The 19,918-nt window shown below is 55.4% G+C and carries 16 protein-coding genes; 15 read left to right on the forward strand and 1 reads right to left on the reverse strand.

What is annotated here, in order from left to right; translation table 11 throughout:
- Nucleotides 1-234 precede the first annotated feature (234 nt).
- The 10 genes from FDK21_RS16705 (at nt 235) to FDK21_RS16750 (ending at nt 13,332) form a co-directional block, all read left to right on the forward strand.
- Nucleotides 235-1,125: a DUF1295 domain-containing protein gene (locus FDK21_RS16705; RefSeq protein ID WP_210238821.1), complete on the forward strand. Its 891-nt coding sequence runs from the start codon at nt 235-237 to the stop codon at nt 1,123-1,125.
- Between the two features lie 530 nt (nt 1,126-1,655).
- Nucleotides 1,656-2,072, forward strand: a complete 417-nt coding sequence (locus FDK21_RS16710; protein ID WP_138150002.1) for a universal stress protein — start codon at nt 1,656-1,658, stop codon at nt 2,070-2,072.
- Between the two features lie 42 nt (nt 2,073-2,114).
- Nucleotides 2,115-3,779, forward strand: coding sequence for a BCCT family transporter (locus FDK21_RS16715; protein ID WP_138150004.1), 1,665 nt, complete (start codon nt 2,115-2,117; stop codon nt 3,777-3,779).
- Between the two features lie 499 nt (nt 3,780-4,278).
- Nucleotides 4,279-5,349 (forward strand): LacI family DNA-binding transcriptional regulator, encoded by a 1,071-nt coding sequence (locus FDK21_RS16720; RefSeq protein WP_138150006.1) that lies wholly within the window; start codon nt 4,279-4,281, stop codon nt 5,347-5,349.
- A 118-nt stretch (nt 5,350-5,467) separates the two neighbouring features.
- On the forward strand, nt 5,468-6,721 hold the full coding sequence (locus FDK21_RS16725; RefSeq protein ID WP_138150008.1) for a sugar ABC transporter substrate-binding protein: 1,254 nt from the start codon (nt 5,468-5,470) through the stop codon (nt 6,719-6,721).
- 92 nt (nt 6,722-6,813) lie between these two features.
- Nucleotides 6,814-7,743 (forward strand): sugar ABC transporter permease, encoded by a 930-nt coding sequence (locus FDK21_RS16730; protein ID WP_138150010.1) that lies wholly within the window; start codon nt 6,814-6,816, stop codon nt 7,741-7,743.
- Nucleotides 7,740-8,636 (forward strand): carbohydrate ABC transporter permease, encoded by an 897-nt coding sequence (locus FDK21_RS16735; protein WP_246657603.1) that lies wholly within the window; start codon nt 7,740-7,742, stop codon nt 8,634-8,636. Before FDK21_RS16730 ends, FDK21_RS16735 begins: the two co-directional genes overlap by 4 nt.
- Nucleotides 8,637-8,662: 26 nt before the next feature.
- Nucleotides 8,663-10,597, forward strand: coding sequence for a beta-L-arabinofuranosidase domain-containing protein (locus FDK21_RS16740; RefSeq protein ID WP_138150012.1), 1,935 nt, complete (start codon nt 8,663-8,665; stop codon nt 10,595-10,597).
- 2 nt (nt 10,598-10,599) lie between these two features.
- On the forward strand, nt 10,600-11,697 hold the full coding sequence (gene ugpC / locus FDK21_RS16745; protein ID WP_210238822.1) for a sn-glycerol-3-phosphate ABC transporter ATP-binding protein UgpC: 1,098 nt from the start codon (nt 10,600-10,602) through the stop codon (nt 11,695-11,697).
- Nucleotides 11,698-12,015: 318 nt separating this feature from the next.
- A complete protein-coding gene (locus FDK21_RS16750) occupies nt 12,016-13,332 on the forward strand; it encodes a class I SAM-dependent methyltransferase (protein WP_138150016.1) in 1,317 nt (438 codons plus the stop codon).
- 240 nt (nt 13,333-13,572) lie between these two features.
- Here FDK21_RS16750 and FDK21_RS16755 read toward each other — a convergent pair whose 3' ends face one another.
- Nucleotides 13,573-14,247 carry a GntR family transcriptional regulator gene (locus tag FDK21_RS16755; RefSeq protein ID WP_246657604.1) on the reverse strand — a complete coding sequence of 225 codons (675 nt, stop codon included), beginning with the start codon at nt 14,245-14,247 and terminating at the stop codon, nt 13,573-13,575.
- Nucleotides 14,248-14,554: 307 nt separating this feature from the next.
- Between FDK21_RS16755 and FDK21_RS16760 the strand changes: the two genes are divergently transcribed.
- The 5 genes from FDK21_RS16760 to FDK21_RS16780 all read left to right on the forward strand — a co-directional run bounded on the left by FDK21_RS16760 (nt 14,555) and on the right by FDK21_RS16780 (nt 19,846).
- Nucleotides 14,555-15,637, forward strand: a complete 1,083-nt coding sequence (locus tag FDK21_RS16760) for a 4-hydroxythreonine-4-phosphate dehydrogenase PdxA (RefSeq protein WP_114011500.1) — start codon at nt 14,555-14,557, stop codon at nt 15,635-15,637.
- A gap of 60 nt (nt 15,638-15,697) precedes the next feature.
- On the forward strand, nt 15,698-16,648 hold the full coding sequence (locus tag FDK21_RS16765; protein WP_114011501.1) for a tripartite tricarboxylate transporter substrate-binding protein: 951 nt from the start codon (nt 15,698-15,700) through the stop codon (nt 16,646-16,648).
- 193 nt (nt 16,649-16,841) lie between these two features.
- Complete coding sequence (locus FDK21_RS16770) at nt 16,842-17,324, forward strand: tripartite tricarboxylate transporter TctB family protein (protein ID WP_114011502.1); 483 nt, start codon at nt 16,842-16,844, stop codon at nt 17,322-17,324.
- A gap of 5 nt (nt 17,325-17,329) precedes the next feature.
- Nucleotides 17,330-18,844, forward strand: a complete 1,515-nt coding sequence (locus FDK21_RS16775) for a tripartite tricarboxylate transporter permease (protein ID WP_114011503.1) — start codon at nt 17,330-17,332, stop codon at nt 18,842-18,844.
- 69 nt (nt 18,845-18,913) lie between these two features.
- Entirely contained in the window at nt 18,914-19,846 is a 933-nt protein-coding gene (locus tag FDK21_RS16780; RefSeq protein ID WP_138150020.1) for a sugar phosphate isomerase/epimerase family protein, read from the forward strand.
- Nucleotides 19,847-19,918 lie beyond the last annotated feature (72 nt).

Below are 19,918 nucleotides of genomic sequence, written 5' to 3' on the forward strand. Positions count from 1 at the left end.
TCTGGAAGCCGTTTGTCGCATCTTAGAACAGCCTCCGATTTCAATGACTGCTTTGGCCTCAAACCAGCTATTTCAAAAAAAATGCGGCATCGGGGCGCCCCAAAAAACCAATAACCCAATATCGATCAAAGGATACGAAGCTTCGACGCAACGGCTGGAAATGGGTGCACTAAGCCCCACTTCAACGGGTAGGATTGACATGCGATCAGACGTGCTTAGGCCTTCGGTCGACGGATGAGGCATATTGACACCGGCAATTGCAACCCAAAACTGACCCTTGCAGCAGGTGCATCGAAGGTCTTTAAAGAAACACAAGTGCCAAGGGTCGACAACCGAGCTGCAAGACATCACAGCTTACACAGTCCGGCTTCAAAATTTTATCATAAACGCGCTTTACCAGTCCGTTGTCAGTCTTATGGTCTTCGAACCCTATCAAGGAGCTTTCCCATGGCAAAATCCGGCGGTGTCGATCGCAACCACGATCAGAGTTTTGGGCCGAAGATTGCCTTTTTCGTGCTCCATGCCGGTGTGGTGGCTATTTGCTTCTGGCTGGCCTTTGGCCGCTTTGACTGGGCCGATCCATTCAGGGCAAAAGTGCTGGCAGCCTGTGCTTTATTCTACTTTCTGCGCCACATCCTGACGCTGTTTGTCTTGCTCAAACGCCGGGTGCTGATGGCCGAGGTTTTGGGGCTGGTCGTTTTTATGGCTGTGTTTGAAATCGGCTTTCTACTGCTCGGTGCAGGTGCGCTCTCTGGCTCCGCAACGCCGTTTGGCTGGCTGGACTGGGTTGGCGTAGTCATGGTCCTCATCGGCTCGTGGCTCAATAGCGGGTCCGAAGTTCAGCGCTGGCTTTGGAAAAGGCAGCCAACATCCAAAGGCAAATGCTACACCGAGGGTCTTTTCGCTTATTCCATGCATATCAACTATTTCGGCGACAGCGTCCTGTTTTCCGGCTGGGCGATTCTCGCCGCATCTATCTTCGCATGGCCCGTTCCAATCTTTATAACCGCAGCTTTTGTCTGGTTTCACATTCCAGCGTTGGATGCCTATCTTGAAGAACGATACGGAAAAGATTTCGAAACATACGCCCAAAAAACCGCGAAATTCGTCCCATTCCTTTATTGAATTCCAAGATGGCAGGCATTCCAATTGCCAACAGCTTTTGGGGCTCGGAGCGGACTTTTGCCGAGCAGCGGCTTCTCCATCTCCGGGTGACCGTGGAGCTTGGTGAGGAAAGCTGCCGAGACGGCCTCACGCAGGCTATCTTCCCAGATTGAGCATTCGCCTCATCAAGACAAGCACGGCCCGCCATGCAACCCATCGGGTGTGTTTCGCCCCCTTCTTGCCACGTGCATCCTGATGGCCATTGGGGTGCATTCCCCGTTTGCAGGCAGAAGGGAAGGAAGGATGCAAACGCAACTGGTTGCTCGCCGTGCGGGTGCCAAATGTCTGGAAAATACGCACAAAAATTAGGTGCTTCAAACGGGGCTCGACGTTGATGCCATTGGCCCCTTTTTTGACTCATGGTTCAGACCATGTATCCTTTCCTCGTAAAGCTGCACTGCGGTTTAGAAAAAAAGTGAGTGAGGACAGGAGCTTAGATGAAAGCTCCGGAACCTGCCTGATTTGCGCCCCGGCTAACAGAGGAGAGATAAATGTTCAAAAGAATAATGGCACCGGTCGATTTGGCTCATGTCGAGAGGCTTGGCACAGCTCTCGACTGTGCTGCCGATTTGGCAAAACACTGGGGCGTGCCGATTGTGTATGTGGGGGTCACGTCGTCCGCTCCCAGCAAATTGGCGCACAACCCAAAAGAGTTCGGCCAGAAGCTTGACGCATTTGCTAAGGCGGAGGCTGCCAAGCACGGCGTCGAAACGTCGGCGCATACTGCGATCGCGCATGACCCGGCAACCGAGATTGACGATGCGCTGATGCGTGCCATCAGCGACACCGAGTCCGATCTCGTCGTCATGGCTAGCCACGTGCCGAACGTCATGGACTATATCTGGCCGTCGAACGGCGGCAGTCTAGCGGAACATGCAAAATGCTCAGTGATGGTGGTGCGGCCATGACGCAGAGGATCAAATATCAAGAAATAAAGGGGAAGCCGAAATATGTCAGATAATACGAGCTTAGAGGAAACCTCGGGGATCCCCGCGCCAGAGGGCGCGTCTGATCTCATTGACACCGATTATGAGATCGGTCAGGACAATATCGAAACAAACATTGGCCCCTTTGGGCTGGACATTCACAACCCGGTCTTTCTGATTTCGGGGTTGAGTGTCGTGGCCTTTGTTGTCTATGCGTTGCTGGCCCCGCAGCAGGCGGCTGACTTCTTTGGCTGGCTCCGACCGGCACTGACATCCACCTTTGACGGCTTTTTCCTGTCGGCGGCGAACATTTTCGTTTTGTTCTGCCTCGCTTTGATTGTGTTGCCCGTCGGGTCCGTCCGTCTGGGTGGAGCCGACGCGGAACCCGATTACGGATATCTCGGCTGGTTTGCGATGCTCTTTGCTGCCGGTATGGGCATCGGGCTGATGTTCTTCGGTGTTTTGGAGCCGGCCTACTATTTCGGCACCCCTTGGGGGGACGCGCCATTGGGTGCCGTGCGCCCATTCACCGAGGATGGCACTCTGATACCGGAAAATGTGGAAGCTGCGAAGCGTATGGCGCTGGCCGCGACCTCATTCCACTGGGCATTGCACCCATGGGCCATCTATGCCGTCGTGGCGCTCGCATTGGCGTTGTTCAGCTTTAACAAAGGTCTGCCGCTTTCCATGCGCTCGGCCTTTTACCCGATCCTGGGGGAACGTGTCTGGGGCTGGTGGGGCCATGTGATCGACATCATCGCGGTCTTTGCCACACTCTTCGGTCTTGCGACCTCTCTTGGCCTGGGCGCACAACAGGCCAATGCCGGGCTGGAGTTTGTCTATGGTATTCCGAGCAGTGTAACCGTTCAGGTTATCCTCATCATCGGCATCACCTCCATTGCACTGGTCTCTGTCCTGCGAGGGCTTGACGGCGGGGTCAAGATTCTGTCCGAGATCAACATGGTGGTGGCAATCGCGCTCCTGCTTTTCGTTCTGTTCACCGCAGGGGCCGTTGGCATCTTTACCGATTTTGCTAAAACGCTCGTTGCCTATACAGAAGAGGTTGTGCCGCTATCCAATCCCTTCGGGCGTTCGGATGATGGTTTCCGCGAAGGCTGGACTGCCTTCTATTGGGCCTGGTGGATTTCCTGGTCACCATTCGTGGGCATGTTCATTGCCCGTGTTTCGCGTGGTCGGACGGTCCGTGAATTCGTCATCTGCGTGCTGATTATCCCGTCGATTGTCTGCATCTTCTGGATGTCTGTGTTTGGCGGAACTGCGATCAACGACATGATTGCTAATCTCGGCGACAGCGCGGTGAAGGCCAACGTGATCGATGCCTACAAACCGGAATTGTCACTGTTTGCAATGCTGGAAAGCCTTCCGCTTGCGGCAATCACCTCAACGGTCGGTATCGTGCTGGTGATCGTGTTCTTCGTCACCTCGTCGGATTCAGGCTCACTGGTGATCGACACGATCACGGCAGGTGGCAAGATCGATGCACCGGTGCCACAACGGGTCTTCTGGTGTACCTTCGAAGGGTTGGTCGCCATCGTCCTCTTGATCGGTGGCGGCTTGGGGTCGTTGCAGGCGATGGTCATTTCGACAGGTCTGCCCTTCACACTCGTTCTGCTGTTGATGTGTTGGTGTATCTTCAAAGGCCTCAGGCAGGAATATAAACACGTCTGATCTATTGAGCATTGAACAGGCGCGGTACCGCGCCTGTTCGCTTTTCTCCATCTCCCAAAATTGCCTTGTATGCATTGCTGAAGTGCCAGACATCTCGCAGTCCTCGCGGGTGCTGCCATCAACGCAGCGGAGAAACGCGGTCCGAGAGTCTATTGATCAATATCTGGGGCGACATGGCTGTTTTCAACAGGAGGCTAGAAATCTCCCATCCCGAAGGGACCGCCATGCAGGCGTGGCCTCGACAGGATTGAAGCACCCTTGTTGCCGTCGGATTTTGCCGGTCTTTTCAAGACGCTGCGATGGGCAATCAAGAGATCCTCTCTCCATCACGTGGACAAGCTCCCTTTTGCGTGTGGTAGAAATTTACAAGCAATAATAGAAACTCTCCCGATCATAAAAGAAATTTCCGCATTGACACTATTGGCTTATCAGTCCATTTTTACGTTGCGCAAACGGTAAACCACGAGTGAGCAAACGTTATCTCACCGCGATTTTTGCAATGCGCCGAAAGGTAGAGACCGTGGCTTCAGAAACAAGTCCAACCCCAGCAACGGTGATCCAACATGTCACCATCCGAGACGTCGCTGCGAAAGCCGGTGTCAGTGTGACGACTGCGTCGCGGGCACTGAATGGGACAGGGCGGATGTCGGAAGACACACGCTTGCGGGTGCAACAGATTGCCAAAGACCTGGACTATCGCCCGAACACCATGGCGCGAGGCCTCGTTCAGCAGCGGTCCTTCACCCTTGGTCTGCTCACCGATGACACCTATGGGCGATTTACCCTTCCGGTTGCTGCTGGTCTATCCTCGGCCATGACGGATCGAGGTGTATCGGTGTTTCTGAGCGCAGGCGAAAAAGAGCCAAAACGGATGCAGCTCAATTTGCGCGCCATGGAAGAGAAGAGGGTTGACGGTCTGGTGATCACCGGCAAGCGCATCGATCGCGCGTTGCCGGTTGACGTTTCTCGGCTCGGGATGCCGGTCGTCTATGTCTATTCCAAATGCCCGGACGGTTCGATCGGGTTCGTGCCTGATGATTTCAACGCCGCCAGAATCGCGACCCAACATTTGATCTCACTGGGACGACGCAAGATTGCGCATATCACTGGCATGTCGTCTTTTGAAGCTGCGCATCTGCGCGGTGCAGGATGGAAGGCCGCCCTTGAGGAGGCCGGGCTTGCGCCCCACTGCGAAGCCATCTTCGGCAACTGGACCGAAGAGCATGGTTACGAAACGGCTTACAGACTTTTTGAAACCGCTGCGGATCGACCCGATGCGATTTTTTGCGGAAACGACCAGATTGCAAGAGGCGTTGTCGATGCCTTTTCGCATATGGGGATCAAGGTCCCCGATGATGTAGCCATTGTCGGCTTCGACAATTGGGAAGTTTTTGCCAAAGCAACGCGCCCGCCGCTGACGACGGTGGATATGGGGCTCACCCGTTTGGGCAAGAGTGCAGGGTTAGCACTGCTCGACATGATTGAAGGCAAGCAAATCGATTCCGGTTTGAGAAAGCTGCCTTGTAGTCTGGTCGTGCGACAGTCCTGTGGAGGAACGGGGTCCGAGTAATCGGACAAGCAGACCCTGCAACGCTGATGACACGCCATGCAGGGTGAGGAACACACAAATTGCGCAAACGTTGTCTCAATAATCTGCTCAGCGAGGCAACTAACGAGGAGGAAGACAAGTGACTCTTAAAGCATTACTCGGTGGTGTTGCCATTGCCGCGCTCGCACTGCCCGGCCTGGCGCAGGCAGAAACCTTTTCTCTCTGGGTCCGTTCCGACGGATCGGAATTCATGCCAAAGCTCGTGGAAGCCTTCAACGCCAAGGGAGAAGACAAGGCCGAACTGCAAATCGTGCCCGTCAACGAACTGGTGCAGAAATATGCCATCGCTGCGGCTGGCGGATCCCAGCCGGACGCCCTGTCTCTCGATCTGATCTATACGCCGTCTTTTGCGATGGCCGGTCAGCTCAAGGACATGACCGCGTTTGCCAAAGGTCTGCCCTATTATGACAAGCTGTCCAAGGCGCATCTCAGCGTCGGCACCTACGACGGCAAGATCTACGGCATGCCTTTCTCGGCCGATGCCTCGGTTCTGATCTGGAACAAAAATCTCTTCAAGAAAGCCGGCCTTGATCCAGAAAAAGCGCCGACCAACTGGGAGGAAATCCGCAAGGATGCCGAAGCGGTTGCCGCGCTCGGTGATGAAACATACGGCTTCTATTTCTCCGGCAATTGCGGCGGCTGTAACATCTTCACCTTCACACCGTTGGTCTGGGCCTCGGGGGGCAATCTGTTCGAGGATCAGGGTGGAACCGCAACGGTGAAAACGCCGCAAATGAAAGACGCGATCGAGTTTTACCGTGGCATGGTCAAGGACGGACTGGTGCCTGCCGGATCACAGACCGATGCTGGTGTGAACTTCTTCGCAGCCTTTGCGGGCGGCAATATCGGCCTTGCTCCATCCGGGTCTTTTGCAATCGGCGCGCTCAACAACCAATATCCTGATCTTAAATATGGCGTGACCTATCTGCCGGGTAAAGACGGCGACTGGTCCTCCTTTGCCGGGGGTGACAACATCGTCGTATCAGCCGCGACCGACGATGAAAAAATGCCAGCCATTCAGGCCTTTATTGAATTTGCCTACTCGCCGGAAGGTCAGACGATACTTGCCAAAAATGGCTCGCTTCCGGTTCGCGCCGACGTTGCCGAGGTAGCACTTGACGGGCTTGATGCGCGGTATCTGATTGCCGCCAAGGCAATGGATCGTGGCCGGACACCCTACAGCCCGGTCTTCAACGACCTGATCAACTCTCAGAACGGGCCATGGGTTACCATGCTCAACAAGGCCTTCTTTGCTGACAGCAGCGAAGACGTCGATGAAGCCATGGACGACGCACAAGAAGAAATGCAGTCCATCATCGATAGCTCCCGGTAAGATCCTCCAAATCTACCGCTTGCAGCAACCGCCGACTGGGCTCCAGCTCCAGTCGGCGGGACTTGCAGACAACTGTTCTTAAGGATCAATCCATGACCGACAGTCTTACGGCAGGGCCAGAGACAGCTGTGCCCAAGGGACGCAAACGGCGCAGACTGGCCCAATGGAACGGGTTTTTGTTCGTGCTTCCGGCGTTGCTCCTCGTCATTATTTTCTTTCTTGTCCCGCTTGGCATGGCCGCCTGGATGTCCCTGCACAAATGGCCCTTGATGGGCTTTCCGCGCTGGATTGGCTTTGATAATTACGAACGCCTTCTGACCGACAAGAGTTTCTGGTCATCACTTTGGTTCACCATTCAATATACAGTGGTGATCACCATCGGTCTGCTGGGTGTCGCCATGGGGCTGGCACTGATCGTTCAGGGGCAGGGCAAGGCCGTTTCCCTGTACCGGACAATCTTCTTTCTGCCCGTCGTCACAGGCTTTGCCTCGGCTGCTTTGTTGTGGGTTTGGTTGTCAAATGTCGACACCGGTCTGTTTTCCCCCTTGGCCCAAAACATCGGTCTGACCACTGACAGGGTGAATATTCTCGCCAATTTCACCCCTGCCTTCTGGTCGGTGATTGCCATGGTCATCTGGAAGATGGCGGGTTTCTTCATGGTCATCCTGATGAGTGGCCTGCAATCCATTCCGACAGATTACATCGAGGCGGCCCGCATTGATGGCGCCAAGTGGCCACAAAGGTTCCGCTACATCATCATGCCGCTGATCCGCAAACCCTTTGCCCTTGCGCTGATCCTGTGCATCTCGGGGTCCATGCTGGCCTTTGACCAATTCTACATCATTCTCAATGGTGGACCGCAAAACAGCACGGTGACCGCGGTTTACAAGATCTTCAACGAGAGCTTCATTTCCTTCCGCCTTGGTTACGGAGCCGCCCTTTCGATGGTGTTGCTGTTGATCCTGTTGGTTCTCAGCATCATCCAACTGACCCTCCTGAGCGACAAGGAGGCAAAGAAATGAATGCAATGACCATGCAGCACAAACAGGCTCAAAAGGATGCTCCGGCACCCCGCAAAGGGCGCTATCGTTATCACAAGCTGCTGTTCCACGTCACAGCCACGCTGGTGTCGCTGCTGTTTCTCGCACCGCTTGTCTGGGTGGTGCTATCAAGCTTTCGCTCCCCGGTGGAGGCAACCACCCCGCCTTTGCCGCCATGGCCTCGGGATGGTTTCAGCATCGATAGCTATGACAGGCTGGAAAATTTCGGACAGTCGGTTCTTCATTATGCGGGCAACTCGCTGTTTGTGTCTGTCGGGACTTCCGTGCTGACCATCGTGGTTGCTCTGCTCGCGGGCTATGGCTTCTCGCGCTATCGGTTTCCCCTCAAAAACTTCATTTTTGTGCTGATCCTGTCGACGATGATGATCCCGTTTCAGTCAATCCTGACGCCCCTGTTCCTGTTGCTGGCAAAGCTTGGACTTCAGAACACCCTCATCGGGCTGGTCCTGATCTATACAACGCTGCAATTGCCTTTTTCCGTTTTCATGATGCGCAATGCGTTTGATGCGGTGCCAAAGGAAATCGAGGAAGCGGCCCGCGTGGATGGCGTGAAGGGCTGGCGGATGCTGGTTCAGGTGATGGGGCCTCTGGTTCTGCCCGGCATCGTCACCGTGGGATTGTTCGCCTTCCTCAATGCATGGAACGAGTTTCTTGCCGCGCTGGTGCTGCTCACTGACCAGAGCAAGTTCACCATGCCGGTTCTCATGACCGCCGTGCGCTATGGGCGTTTCGGCTCTGTCGACTGGGGGGCTGTTCAGGCTGGTGTCACCCTGATGATGATCCCCTGCATGATCCTCTTTCTCATTCTTCAAAGATCCTACATCCGGGGTCTTACGGCTGGCGCCGTCAAATAGGTTTCTTCCTGAGCAAGGACAAGAAAATGAAAACACAACAAACCAACACGACCACGGGCGTCATCCCTCCCAAGGCGAAATTCCGTCCGCTTGCGGTCAATCAGATTGACGTTGGGGGCTTTTTCGGCCCCAAGATTGACGTGATCGCCACCACAACAGCGAAGATCCTTTTGGATCGCTGCATGAAAGCCCGGATGTTGGAGCAGGTCGACCCGGATCTGCCCAATCCCGGCATTGTTATTCCGTTCCAGCACAACAACACCGTCACCACGCAAATGTTCTGGGACTCAGATTTCGGCAAGAGCATCGAGACAGCGGCTTACGCGCTCAATCGCCATCGCGATGCCGAACTGGAAGCACAGGTCGACGCCATTATTGACGCCTACGGCCGTTTGCAGGATGAGGACGGGTATCTCAATTCCTGGTATCAACGCATTGAACCGGGCAAGCGATGGACCAACCTTCGGGATCGGCATGAGCTTTACAATGCGGGCCATCTGATGGAGGGGGCAATCGCCTATTATCATGCGACGGGCAAACGCAAATTTCTCGATATCATGTGTCGCTATGCAAACTGTATCGACGCGACCTTTGGCCCTGAGGCGAGCAAAAAACGTGGCTATCCGGGGCATCCCGAACTGGAACTGGCTCTGGTCAAGCTCGGGCGCGTGACCGGTGAACAGCGCTATCTGGATCTGGCGAAATTCTTTGTCGATGTTCGCGGCGAGGAGCCGAACTATTTTGATGCTGAAGCCTATGCTCGGGGCGAAAGCCCAGAGGACTTTCATTTCTCGACACTGGAATATTGTCAGGCGCACAAGCCCGTGCGCGAGCAGCGCGAAGTGGTTGGCCACGCCGTGCGCGCCGCCTATCTCTATGCGGGCATGGCCGACGTGGCGACCGAATTTTCCGACGATAGTCTTGATCCGGCACTGAATGCTCTCTGGGAGCATTTGACCGAGCGAAATCTCTATGTCACAGGCGGCTTTGGGCCATCGAAAGACAATGAAGGGCTGACCTTCGATTATGATCTGCCCAACGATTCCGCCTATGCCGAAACCTGTGCTGCGGTGGCTCTTGTCTTCTGGGCCAGCCGCATGCTTGGCCGAGAGCCTGATGCGCGCTATTCCGACGTCATGGAGCGGGCGCTTTACAACAATGTGCTGGCCGGTCTGTCTGACAATGGCAGCCAGTTCTTCTACGACAACCCGCTGGAAAGCCATGGACACCATCATCGTTGGCAATGGCATCGTTGCCCCTGTTGCCCACCCAATGTGTCACGGCTTCTGGCCTCTATTGGCACCTATTTCTACGGGGTGTCCGATGATGAGATTGCCGTGCATCTCTATTGCCAAAACAAGACTGATCTTCAAGTCGCAGGCACGAGTCTGACCCTTACGCAAACCACAACCTATCCTGTCGATGGCCTTGTCGAGTTTGGCTTTCATCTCGACAAACCCACCCGCTTCACAGTGTCCCTGCGTGTTCCGGAATGGGCTGGCAGCCATTCTCTTTGCCTGAATGGTGCGCCAATCGAAGCCAAAGCGGACAAGGGCTATCTGCGGCTTGAGCGCATTTGGCAGACAGGCGACAAGCTGTCACTCGAGCTCGACATGCAGCCGCAAAAGCTCTTTGCCAACACACAGATCGCCCACGATCAGGGCCGTGTTGCCTTATTAAGGGGGCCGATCGTCTATTGTGTTGAAGGGGTAGATCATGACGCGCCTTTGAATTGCTATGTCGTCAAGGATACCGCTTCGATCCAAACCACCGGATCTGCATTTTGGCCCGACACGATGTTTCTCGATGTTGATGCGCTGGTTGAGTATCGCTTTGATGAAGCCCTCTACACCACCGCACCACCAGAGCGCAAATCCGCAAAACTCAACGCAATCCCCTATTATCTTTGGGATAATCGCGAGCCCGGCGAAATGCTTGTCTGGTTGCGTAGGGAGGCATGACCATGAATGAGCAAGTGAATCTGCATCACATACAGAAACAGGCTGGCGTGCGCCTGAAGCGGGTCAGCAAATCCTTCGGAACGGTTCAGGTCATCCGCGATGTGGATCTTGAAATTGAAGGCGGCGAATTCGTCGTCTTTGTCGGACCATCAGGATGCGGCAAATCCACGCTTCTGCGTTTGATTGCAGGGCTTGAGGAGGTGACGTGCGGGGATGTGTTGATCGCGGGCAAGGATGTGACGGAAGAAGATCCGTCTGATCGCGGGATTGCCATGGTCTTTCAGACATATGCTCTATATCCGCACATGACGGTCGCACAGAATATGGGCTTTGGCCTCAAGGTTGCCGGGCGTTCCAAATCGGACGTTGCGGCAAAGGTCCAGCAGGCTGCGGACGTGCTGCAACTGAACGACTATCTGGATCGACGACCGGGCCAGCTTTCGGGGGGACAGCGCCAACGCGTCGCCATCGGTCGCGCCATTGTCCGTGATCCGGATGTGTTTTTGTTCGACGAACCGCTCTCCAACCTCGATGCGGAGTTGCGCGTCGACATGCGCATTGAGATCGCCCGCCTTCACCAGAAACTGGGCAACACGATGATCTATGTGACCCATGACCAGACCGAAGCGATGACGCTGGCCGACAAGATCGTGGTTCTGCGTGATGGCCGCATCGAACAGGTTGGCTCGCCATCCGACTTGTATGACGATCCCGACAATATGTTTGTCGGAGGCTTTATCGGCAGTCCGAAGATGAATTTCCTCGACGGTATCATGCGCTCCGATGGCGTCGAAGTCGCAGGCATAGTGCTCGAAACGACCGCTTTGACCAACCGTCCCCCTGATGGGACACCCGTTTTTGTCGGCATTCGCCCAGAACATTGGCGTTTGTCGGAAGATGGCCAACCGCCAGTGCCCTTCCATGTCGGCTTCTCTGAATTCCTTGGCGGGGCAAGCTATCTCTACGGCAATATCGGTGAGAAGAGTTGCACAGTGAATGTGGAGAGAGGCGCCATCTCACCACGCGGTAGCATGCTGGGCCTCGGAGTGGACAAGAACCATATTTGTTTGTTTGATCAGGACGAACAGCGTATCCGTTAATGTCAGTTCTGCCACATCCGCCCAAGCGAATGTGGCAGGACCGAAAGCCCAAGACCTTTGCGTCTCACCCCTTCTGATCCCTTCAACGCGCCCTCACTGGAAGGCTGTGACAAACTTCTGGAGCGAACCAGAACGGCTCTTTGGATTTTCTCCCGGTGACTTGCTCAACCCGTTAACGCTGGGAAAACGGAGGGCCCAATAGGACAGACTGCAGGTCATCGAATTTCGCTCATTGCCATATTCCGGTGACAGTGGCAGCCTATCACCATCGAAACCGACATGCAGTCTCTGCATGCGGAGCGAACAGACAGGGCCATCATGACAGGGCAAAAAGCAACACAAAGGCAACGGAAGGCGACCCTTGCCCTTCTTGACGCAGTGGCCAAGGCACTTGATGCCGACATCGCCATTGAACTCTGGGATGGAACCAGAGTGTCTCTGGGCAGCAACCCGGCCCCTGACCTGATCATCCGGATTGCCGATCCGGGCGTTATCGCCTCGTTGCTGCGCCGCCCCGGCCTTGATCGCATCATCCGCCCCTATATCAAGGGTCTCATCGAGATCAAGGGTGGCACACTCTATGATGTGGGGCTGCTCTTCGCCTTCACCCCTTCGCGTAAACGCCTCAAGACAATATCAAAGAGCATCATCCTGTCTTTCCTCACTGCCTTCCTCTTCTCTCCCGGTGTCAAACTCGACGCCAGCCGGTCCTTTTCCGGAGACGAGAGTGACCATGGCAAAAGCCGACCCAAGAGCGACGAGACCGCGTTCATCCAGTTCCACTATGATGTCGGCAACGATTTCTACGAGCTGTTTCTTGATGAGCTGCGCCTCTATAGCTGCGCCTATTTCACCGATTGGAACAATTCGCTGGATCAGGCCCAGTGTGACAAGCTCGACATGATCTGCCGCAAGCTGCGCCTCAAACCGGGCGAACGGTTCCTCGATATTGGTTGCGGCTGGGGTGCCCTGATCTTCCATGCGGCCGAGACCTATGGCGTGCAGGCCCACGGCATCACCCTGTCCGAGGCCCAACTGGCCCATGTTCGTGAACAGATCAAGGCAAGGGGTCTTGAAGACCGCGTCAGTGTGGAGCTCAAGAATTATGTCGATCTGGAAGGCCCCTTTGACAAGATCGCCTCGGTTGGCATGATGGAGCATGTTGGGGAAGACAATCTCGACACCTATTGCGCCACCATCAACCGCCTTCTCGTCGACAAGGGGCTGTTTCTCAACCACGCCATATCCCGCAAGGCCAAGAAGGGGAAAAAGCGTTTTTCCTCGCGCCCCGAGCAGCGTGCGCTACAGAAATACATCTTTCCCGGTGGCGAACTGATCGATCTGGGCCGGACCATTGCCAGCCTTGAGCAAAACAAGTTCGAGGTGATGGATGTGGAAGGCTGGCGGGAGCATTATCAGCGAACCACAAAACTCTGGCTTGATCGACTGGAGGCCAACCGTGACAGGGCGGTGGCATTGGCGGGTGAGGAAGTCTATCGCATCTGGACCGCCTATCTGGCCGGGTCATCCCTTGCCTTCCTACGCGGCTCGGCCCGTCTCTATCAGGTACTTGTCAGCAAAAATCCCAAGGGCCCGGCTAATTTGCCGCCAAGCCGGGCCGATCTGTATCGTTGATCATGCGCAAGTCATTTGCGCTTATGCGCCTGATCTCTGGCTCAATCCGCTTTGCGAATGCCTCGGCGTCCTTCAGGCCATCAAGCCCTTACTGAGATTGCCCGCTTGGCTCGGTTGGCGTTGAAGTCGGTAATATTTTCCAGTCTGATGCGTAGCAGGAGGGGCTCGCCAGTATCAGGAGCGGCTCGCCAATGGTTGCCGTGAGCATAAACGCATAGACATTCACAGCCAACGCGTCCTCTAAAAGAGGTGTTTGACGCGCATCCAGGAATTGAGAATATGCTCTTCAAGGATGGAGCCAAGCCGGTCTCCGTCGCGTGCCTTCAAGGCATCTATCATATCCTGATGCTCGCTCACCGCATCGTCCCAGAAGTCAGTGTCCTGATTGCCCATGAAACGGATGCGCTTGAGGCGTGCCTGCAGATTCGCCTGCGTTTCAGACAATGCACCATTGCCAGCATACAATGACAGCTTCGAATGAAATTGCTGATTGAGCTTGTAATAGGGCATCCGGTCTCGTTTGTTCCAGAATTCAAGCATCTGCTCATGAATGGCGAGCAAATTGTCGATTTCTGCGTCCGATGCCTTCTGGCAAACGAGTCGCCCGGCGAGTTTCTCGATATGGGCCAGAAACTCGAGCATGTCCTGCACATCTTTGGCTGTGAACTCCCGAACAACGCACCCCTTGGAGCGTTGGGACACAACGAGTCCTTCTGCGGCAAGGGTGCGCAGCGCCTCGCGAAAGGGTGTGCGGGACACGCCCAATTCATTCGCCAGAGCAACTTCATCGATTCTCGAACCAGGTTTCAGATATCCCTCGATGATCATGTCGCGAATCTGGTTTGCCACTTGATCGTGTAATGCCAGCTTCTCAATGGCGACCGGTCTAGCCGAATGCACTGTCAGTTCTTGCAAAGCTTCCTCCAACGTAAGTTTGAGCAACCGGATTATAGCGAAAAAAAAATGAAAGGCGAGCCTTGCGTTACTCATACATTATGCATTATACATTACACAAGGGAGGAAATGGACGATCATCTCGGTGCCTGAAACTGGAAAGGCAAGATCCGTCCAAGGCTATGCAATCTGGCATTTGCCCTGTGTGACAACACAGGCTGTGGCGCGTTGCGATTAGGCGCATTCCCTTTGAAAGTTTAGGCAGACCGTCATCACAAGAGTCTCTGAAAGACTTGGTGTTGGCAGATCGCAAAGAAGGGCGAAACGCATGGACAAAGGATTGAGAGTGGCAATGGCGATCGGGGATGCTGGTGGCATCAGTCCCGAGCTGGCGGCAAAGATTGTTGCAGATCCCAGTGCCAATGCAGACGATCTGATGATCTTCGCTGACCGTCGCATTCTCGAACAGGGCGCCGCCATTGCTGGCGTCGAGATCAATATCCCCACTGTCACCATGGATCAGCTGGATGGCCCTCTGCCGGAAGGCAGCTTTCTGGTCGATTTGGCCAATTGTGACCCGGCCAGCATCAAGCAGGGTGAGGCCAGCTATGAAGGCGGTCTGGCATCGGTCCAGAATTTCCGCGCCGTGTTGCTGGCCGCCAATGCGGGCTATGCGGATATTGTTTTCTTCACGCCCTTCAACAAATCCGCCATGCGTCTGGCTCAGGCGGATTATGTCGACGAAATCGGCTTCATTGATGCGACGATCCATCCCAAGGAAAGCGGCCGTGAATTCAACGTGCTGGATGAAGTCTGGAATGCCCGGGTGACATCCCATATTCCGCTGAGCGCGGTTGCCAGCCGGATCACCGAGGACAGGGTCTTTGACAGCCTCTGCCTAACCGACAAAACCATGAAGGCTGCCGGCTACGAAGCCCCCAGGATTGGCGTTGCTGCCCTTAACCCCCATGCGGGCGACGGGCGCAATTTCGGCACCGAGGATGACGATATCATCCAGCCAGCCATCGAACGGGCGCAGGCCGCCAATATTCTGGCCACCGGGCCGGTGCCGTCAGACACGGTCTTTGTCCGGGCGACCCGCGGTGAGTTTGATGCGGTGATGACCATGTATCACGATCAGGGGCAGATCGCCATGAAACTGATCGGCTTTGATCGCGGGGTCACCCTCATCGCCAACTATCCGTTTCCAATCGTCACACCAGCGCATGGCACTGCCTATGACATAGCCGGCAAGGGCATTGCCGATCTTGGTGCAACGCGCAATGCGGTCAATCTTGGCCGGAAACTGGCTCTTATGGATCAGGGAGGATCCAGAAAAGCCAGTGGTGAGCCGCTATCCCAGCTTGTTTCCCAGGCACTTGATCCTGATCGGAAATGGGAAGCGGCGTAGAGAATTAACTTTTGAACCGCCGAACGCTGTTCGGTGTTGCAACCCAAGGGAGGAAGACCAATGAAACATTTTCTCGCGACTGCATCCGTGATTGCACTCGCCCTTGTGGGGGGGGCAGCCAATGCTGCCGAATTTCCCGCTGACACCATCGAAGTTGTCACCCATGCTGGCAATGGTGGCGGGACTGACGTCACAACCCGGATGATGATGATCAAGGCGCGCCGTGAACTGGGTGCGGACATGGTTGTCGTCAACAAAAAGGGTGGCGGCGGTGCTGTTGCCATGGATTATTATCTCGATCAGCCAGCGGACGGCAACTCGATTTTGACCTTCACGATCGGTCATTCGGCAACGATCGCCAAGAGCAAAACCAAGATGACCCTTGACGATATTCGTCCAATTGCCCGCGGGACTGACGATCCTCAGATCCTGATGGTCAAATGCGGTGCCTATGATAGTGCAGAAGCCTTTGTTGCGGCTCAGAAGGAAGCGCCCATCGCTTATGGTACGACGCATCTGGGCAACATCGATGACGTCTCCGCCTTCATGTTCACCATCAAGGGTGGCATGAAAACACCAAAAATCATTCCTTTCGACGGTGGTGCCGAGCTCGCAACCCAGCTGATCGCCGGGGCCGTTCAGTCTGCCGTTCTCAACTTGGCTGAGGCAAGTTCCCAGATCGAAGCTGGCGATATTTGTCCGCTTGTGGTTCTTGCCGACGAGCGCATGGCCGGTCTGCCAGATGTGACCACCGCCAAGGAAATGGGCATCGATGTCAGTTTCTCCACGGTGCGTGGTTTCGTCGTGCATAAGGATGTTCCGGATGATGTGGCAAAGAAAATCGAAGATTCTTTGCTGAAGGCAATGAAGAGCGGTGTCTATCAGGGCTATCTTGAATCGGTTGGCCTCGACAGCACCTCTGTTGCCGGTGCCGAAGTTTGGGGTAAACAGCTCAAAACAATGGATACCGACATGAGGACCGCCCTTAAGGAACTGGGTTTTATCGAGTAAACTGACAAGGGGCGCGATGATGCCTGTCCCCCAAGCCAAGTATCATCGCGCTCTGCTTCCCCGTTCCTGAACGGGCAGCTTCCGACATGCCGGTCAATCAGAGCAATGGCGCATCTGGACGCCCAACTGCGGTGTCTCCCTTTTGCTGTGCGCTGTGCCTTTTGGTTGCAGATAAAGTTCAAGAGGCTCCATCATGCAATCCGATCAAGGTCATCCCCGACCTTCACGTTACGGACTATCTCACTACGCTATTCCAACTGTTATCATCGCATTTTGTGCGTTGGCTTTCTGGCTTTCGACGCAATTCGATCGTGTTCCCCCCATTCTCAAACGCGGTATCCAGCCATCGGATTTCCCGCAGCTCATCATCGGCTTGATCATCCTGCTGTCTCTGTCCCTGTACATCTGGGACAAGGACAAGACGCCTGATCCCTTGTCGGGCATTGTCTGGAAGACGATTGCGTTGATGGTCGGCTTTGTGGCGATCGCTCAGATTGACCTGATGCTCGGGATCAGTCTGTTTGGCGGCTGTCTGACAATTCTGTGGGGTGAGCGTCGCCCTGCGATGATTGCGATTGTTGCAATCCTTGTCCCGCTCGGGGCGTTCTTCCTCTTTGATCTGGTCTTTGAGGTGCGGTTCCCGCGCGGCCTTCTGACGAACTTCTGGTACGGGTGATACTCATGGATGCTGCATTCAACGGTCTGCTAGCCTTGGCGGACGTCAATCTCCTGGGGCTCATTCTGCTCGCCACGCTGGGTGGCGTGTTGATCGGTGCATTACCCGGACTGAACGGGACCACTGGCGCCGCCTTGCTGCTGCCCTTTACCATCACGATGGAACCGATCGCGGCAATCGCCGTGCTGACGACGGTCTATTGTGCGGCCACATTTGCCGGTGCGATCACGGCCATTCTCATCAACACACCCGGCACCTCGGCCAGTGCCACGACCTGTCTGGATGGCTATCCTCTGGCCCAAAGGGGAGAGGCCGGGCGCGCTTTGGGAATGGCGGCGGTGTCCTCCACCATCGGTGGCGTGGTCTCCGTGATCTGTCTGATGTTGGCTGCCCCCCTTCTGGCCCGCGTCGCTTATAACTTTGCACCACCGGAATATTTCGCCCTGACCATGTTTGGCTTGTCCATGCTGGCAACCATTGGCAATGGCTCGCCGGTCAAGAATGTGCTGGCAGGGGCTACAGGGGTTCTGCTTGCCACCATTGGCATCGACCATTTGACGTCGATCGAACGCTTCACCTTTGGCCTTAACGAGTTGTCCGAAGGCATTGGCTTCGTCCCGATGATGATTGGCCTGTTCGGGATTTCGGAGCTGCTCTTCCAGGCTGAGAAGCTTCATGTCAAGCGTCGCCAGATCACCATGAAGGCCATTGAGCTGCCCACACGGGCCGACTATCGCAAGGTTTGGAAAGTCATTCTGCGCAGCACCGGTATCGGAACCTTCATTGGCATTCTGCCAGCCGAAGGGGCAACGGTGGCCTCGATGATTGGCTACAACGAAGCCAAGCGCTGGTCCAAGACCCCCGAGGAATTCGGCAAAGGCTCCATTGAAGGCATCGCTGGATCGGAAGCGGCAAACAATTCTGCCACCGGTGGAGCGATGGTGCCAACGCTGGCGCTCGGCATTCCGGGCAGCCCGACCGCTGCGGTTATTCTGGCTGGCCTGATGGTTCACGGTCTGCGTCCAGGGCCGACGCTCTTCACCGAGCAGGCTGACTTCGCCTTTGCCATCTTCTGGGCGATGCTTCTGGTCAATTGCCTGTTCTTCTTTGTCGGGCTCTGGGGTGCCAAGCTTTATGCACGCGTGACCCTGATCCCGATCAACATCCTCTGGCCGATTGTCTTCACTTTCTCGATCATCGGTGCCTATGCGCTTGATCAGTCCATGACAGATGTCTGGATCGCACTGGGCGCGGGCATCCTCGGTTTCTTCATGCGGCGCTACGGTTTCTCGGTCGTTCCGCTGGCTATCGGACTCATCCTTGGTGGCATGCTCGAAACCCGCTTCGGTCAATCAATGGTCATGCTGGACGAAAAATGGTGGCTGATCTTCTCGCGACCTTTGTCCCTGTTCTTCATTCTGCTGACCGCTTTGGCGCTCTTTGGCCCTGTGATTTTCGGTCGGAGGCGCAAGAAGAAGGCAGTTGCAGAGCCAATCGCCGAACCCGAAAGCACCACCTAACGAGGTGCCTTGGGCCTCGCCCAAGGCACACAACCAGACGCTTCAATCGCAAAGATCACGAGGATACTCATGGGCAGATACAGATGGACACGGGATAACTGGCCCATAGCGGCAGCGATGATCCCCTTTCCAAACAGGCTCGCCGACGGTCGGCTGGTTCAGGATATGCCTGCCGACCATTGGCAGGAGACGCTTGCCGAGGTGGCCGACGCAGGATTTTCAGAGCTGGACCCGACGGATTCCTGGTTGCGGATTGCCGATCTCGAACCCTCTCGGCTCGATGAGTTCCTCGGGGTTGCCCGATCTCTTAATCTCACGATCCCGGCCATTTCAACATCCCGTCGCAGTGTCATTGATCCGGTCAATGGTGACGATAATCTCGCCTATTGCCATCGGGTGATCGATACGGCGAGCAGCATCGGGGCAGGGGAGGTCAGCTTCGGCTTGTTTGGTCCCTTGACCGCAGCCCAGCAGAAGGCACTGTGGTTCTGGACCGTGGACGGCGAGAAGAATCCCGAAAATCCGGATATTTATGCGCTGGCCGTGGAGCGGATCCGGGAACTGGGAAAGCACGCGGCCGAGCAGGGCGTTGAGGTGTCTCTTGAGATGTATGAGGACACCTATATCGGGACGGCGGACGGGGCGGTCAGCTTCGTCGAAGCCGTCGATCTGCCCAATGTTGGCATCAACGCGGACATCGGCAATCTCATCCGCTTGCATCGGCCCATGGAGCATTGGCAGGACATGATGGCCAAGCTTGCGCCTTTTCTCAAATATTGGCACGTGAAGAACTATATTCGCGTCGAGGACCCGGTAACCGGTGCGTTTCTGTCCCATCCCGCACCGATGGAAGCAGGCACCATCAACTATCGTGCCGCGGTCAAGCTTGCATTGGAACACGGCTTCAAAAGCGCTTTCCTCTGTGAGCATTACGGTGGCGATGGCCTGACCATTGCCGCCCGCAACCGAGATTACCTTCGCAGCATTCTGCCCCGCACCTGAACGATCATCTGTCTGCTTCGCCACAACTGTCTGCTGACAGATGTGCTGCCTAACCGGATGACTGGCCATGCC

Origin of the sequence: Cohaesibacter sp. CAU 1516, from assembly GCF_005771485.1 — a bacterium.
In the GTDB taxonomy this organism is placed as follows: domain Bacteria; phylum Pseudomonadota; class Alphaproteobacteria; order Rhizobiales; family Cohaesibacteraceae; genus Cohaesibacter; species Cohaesibacter intestini.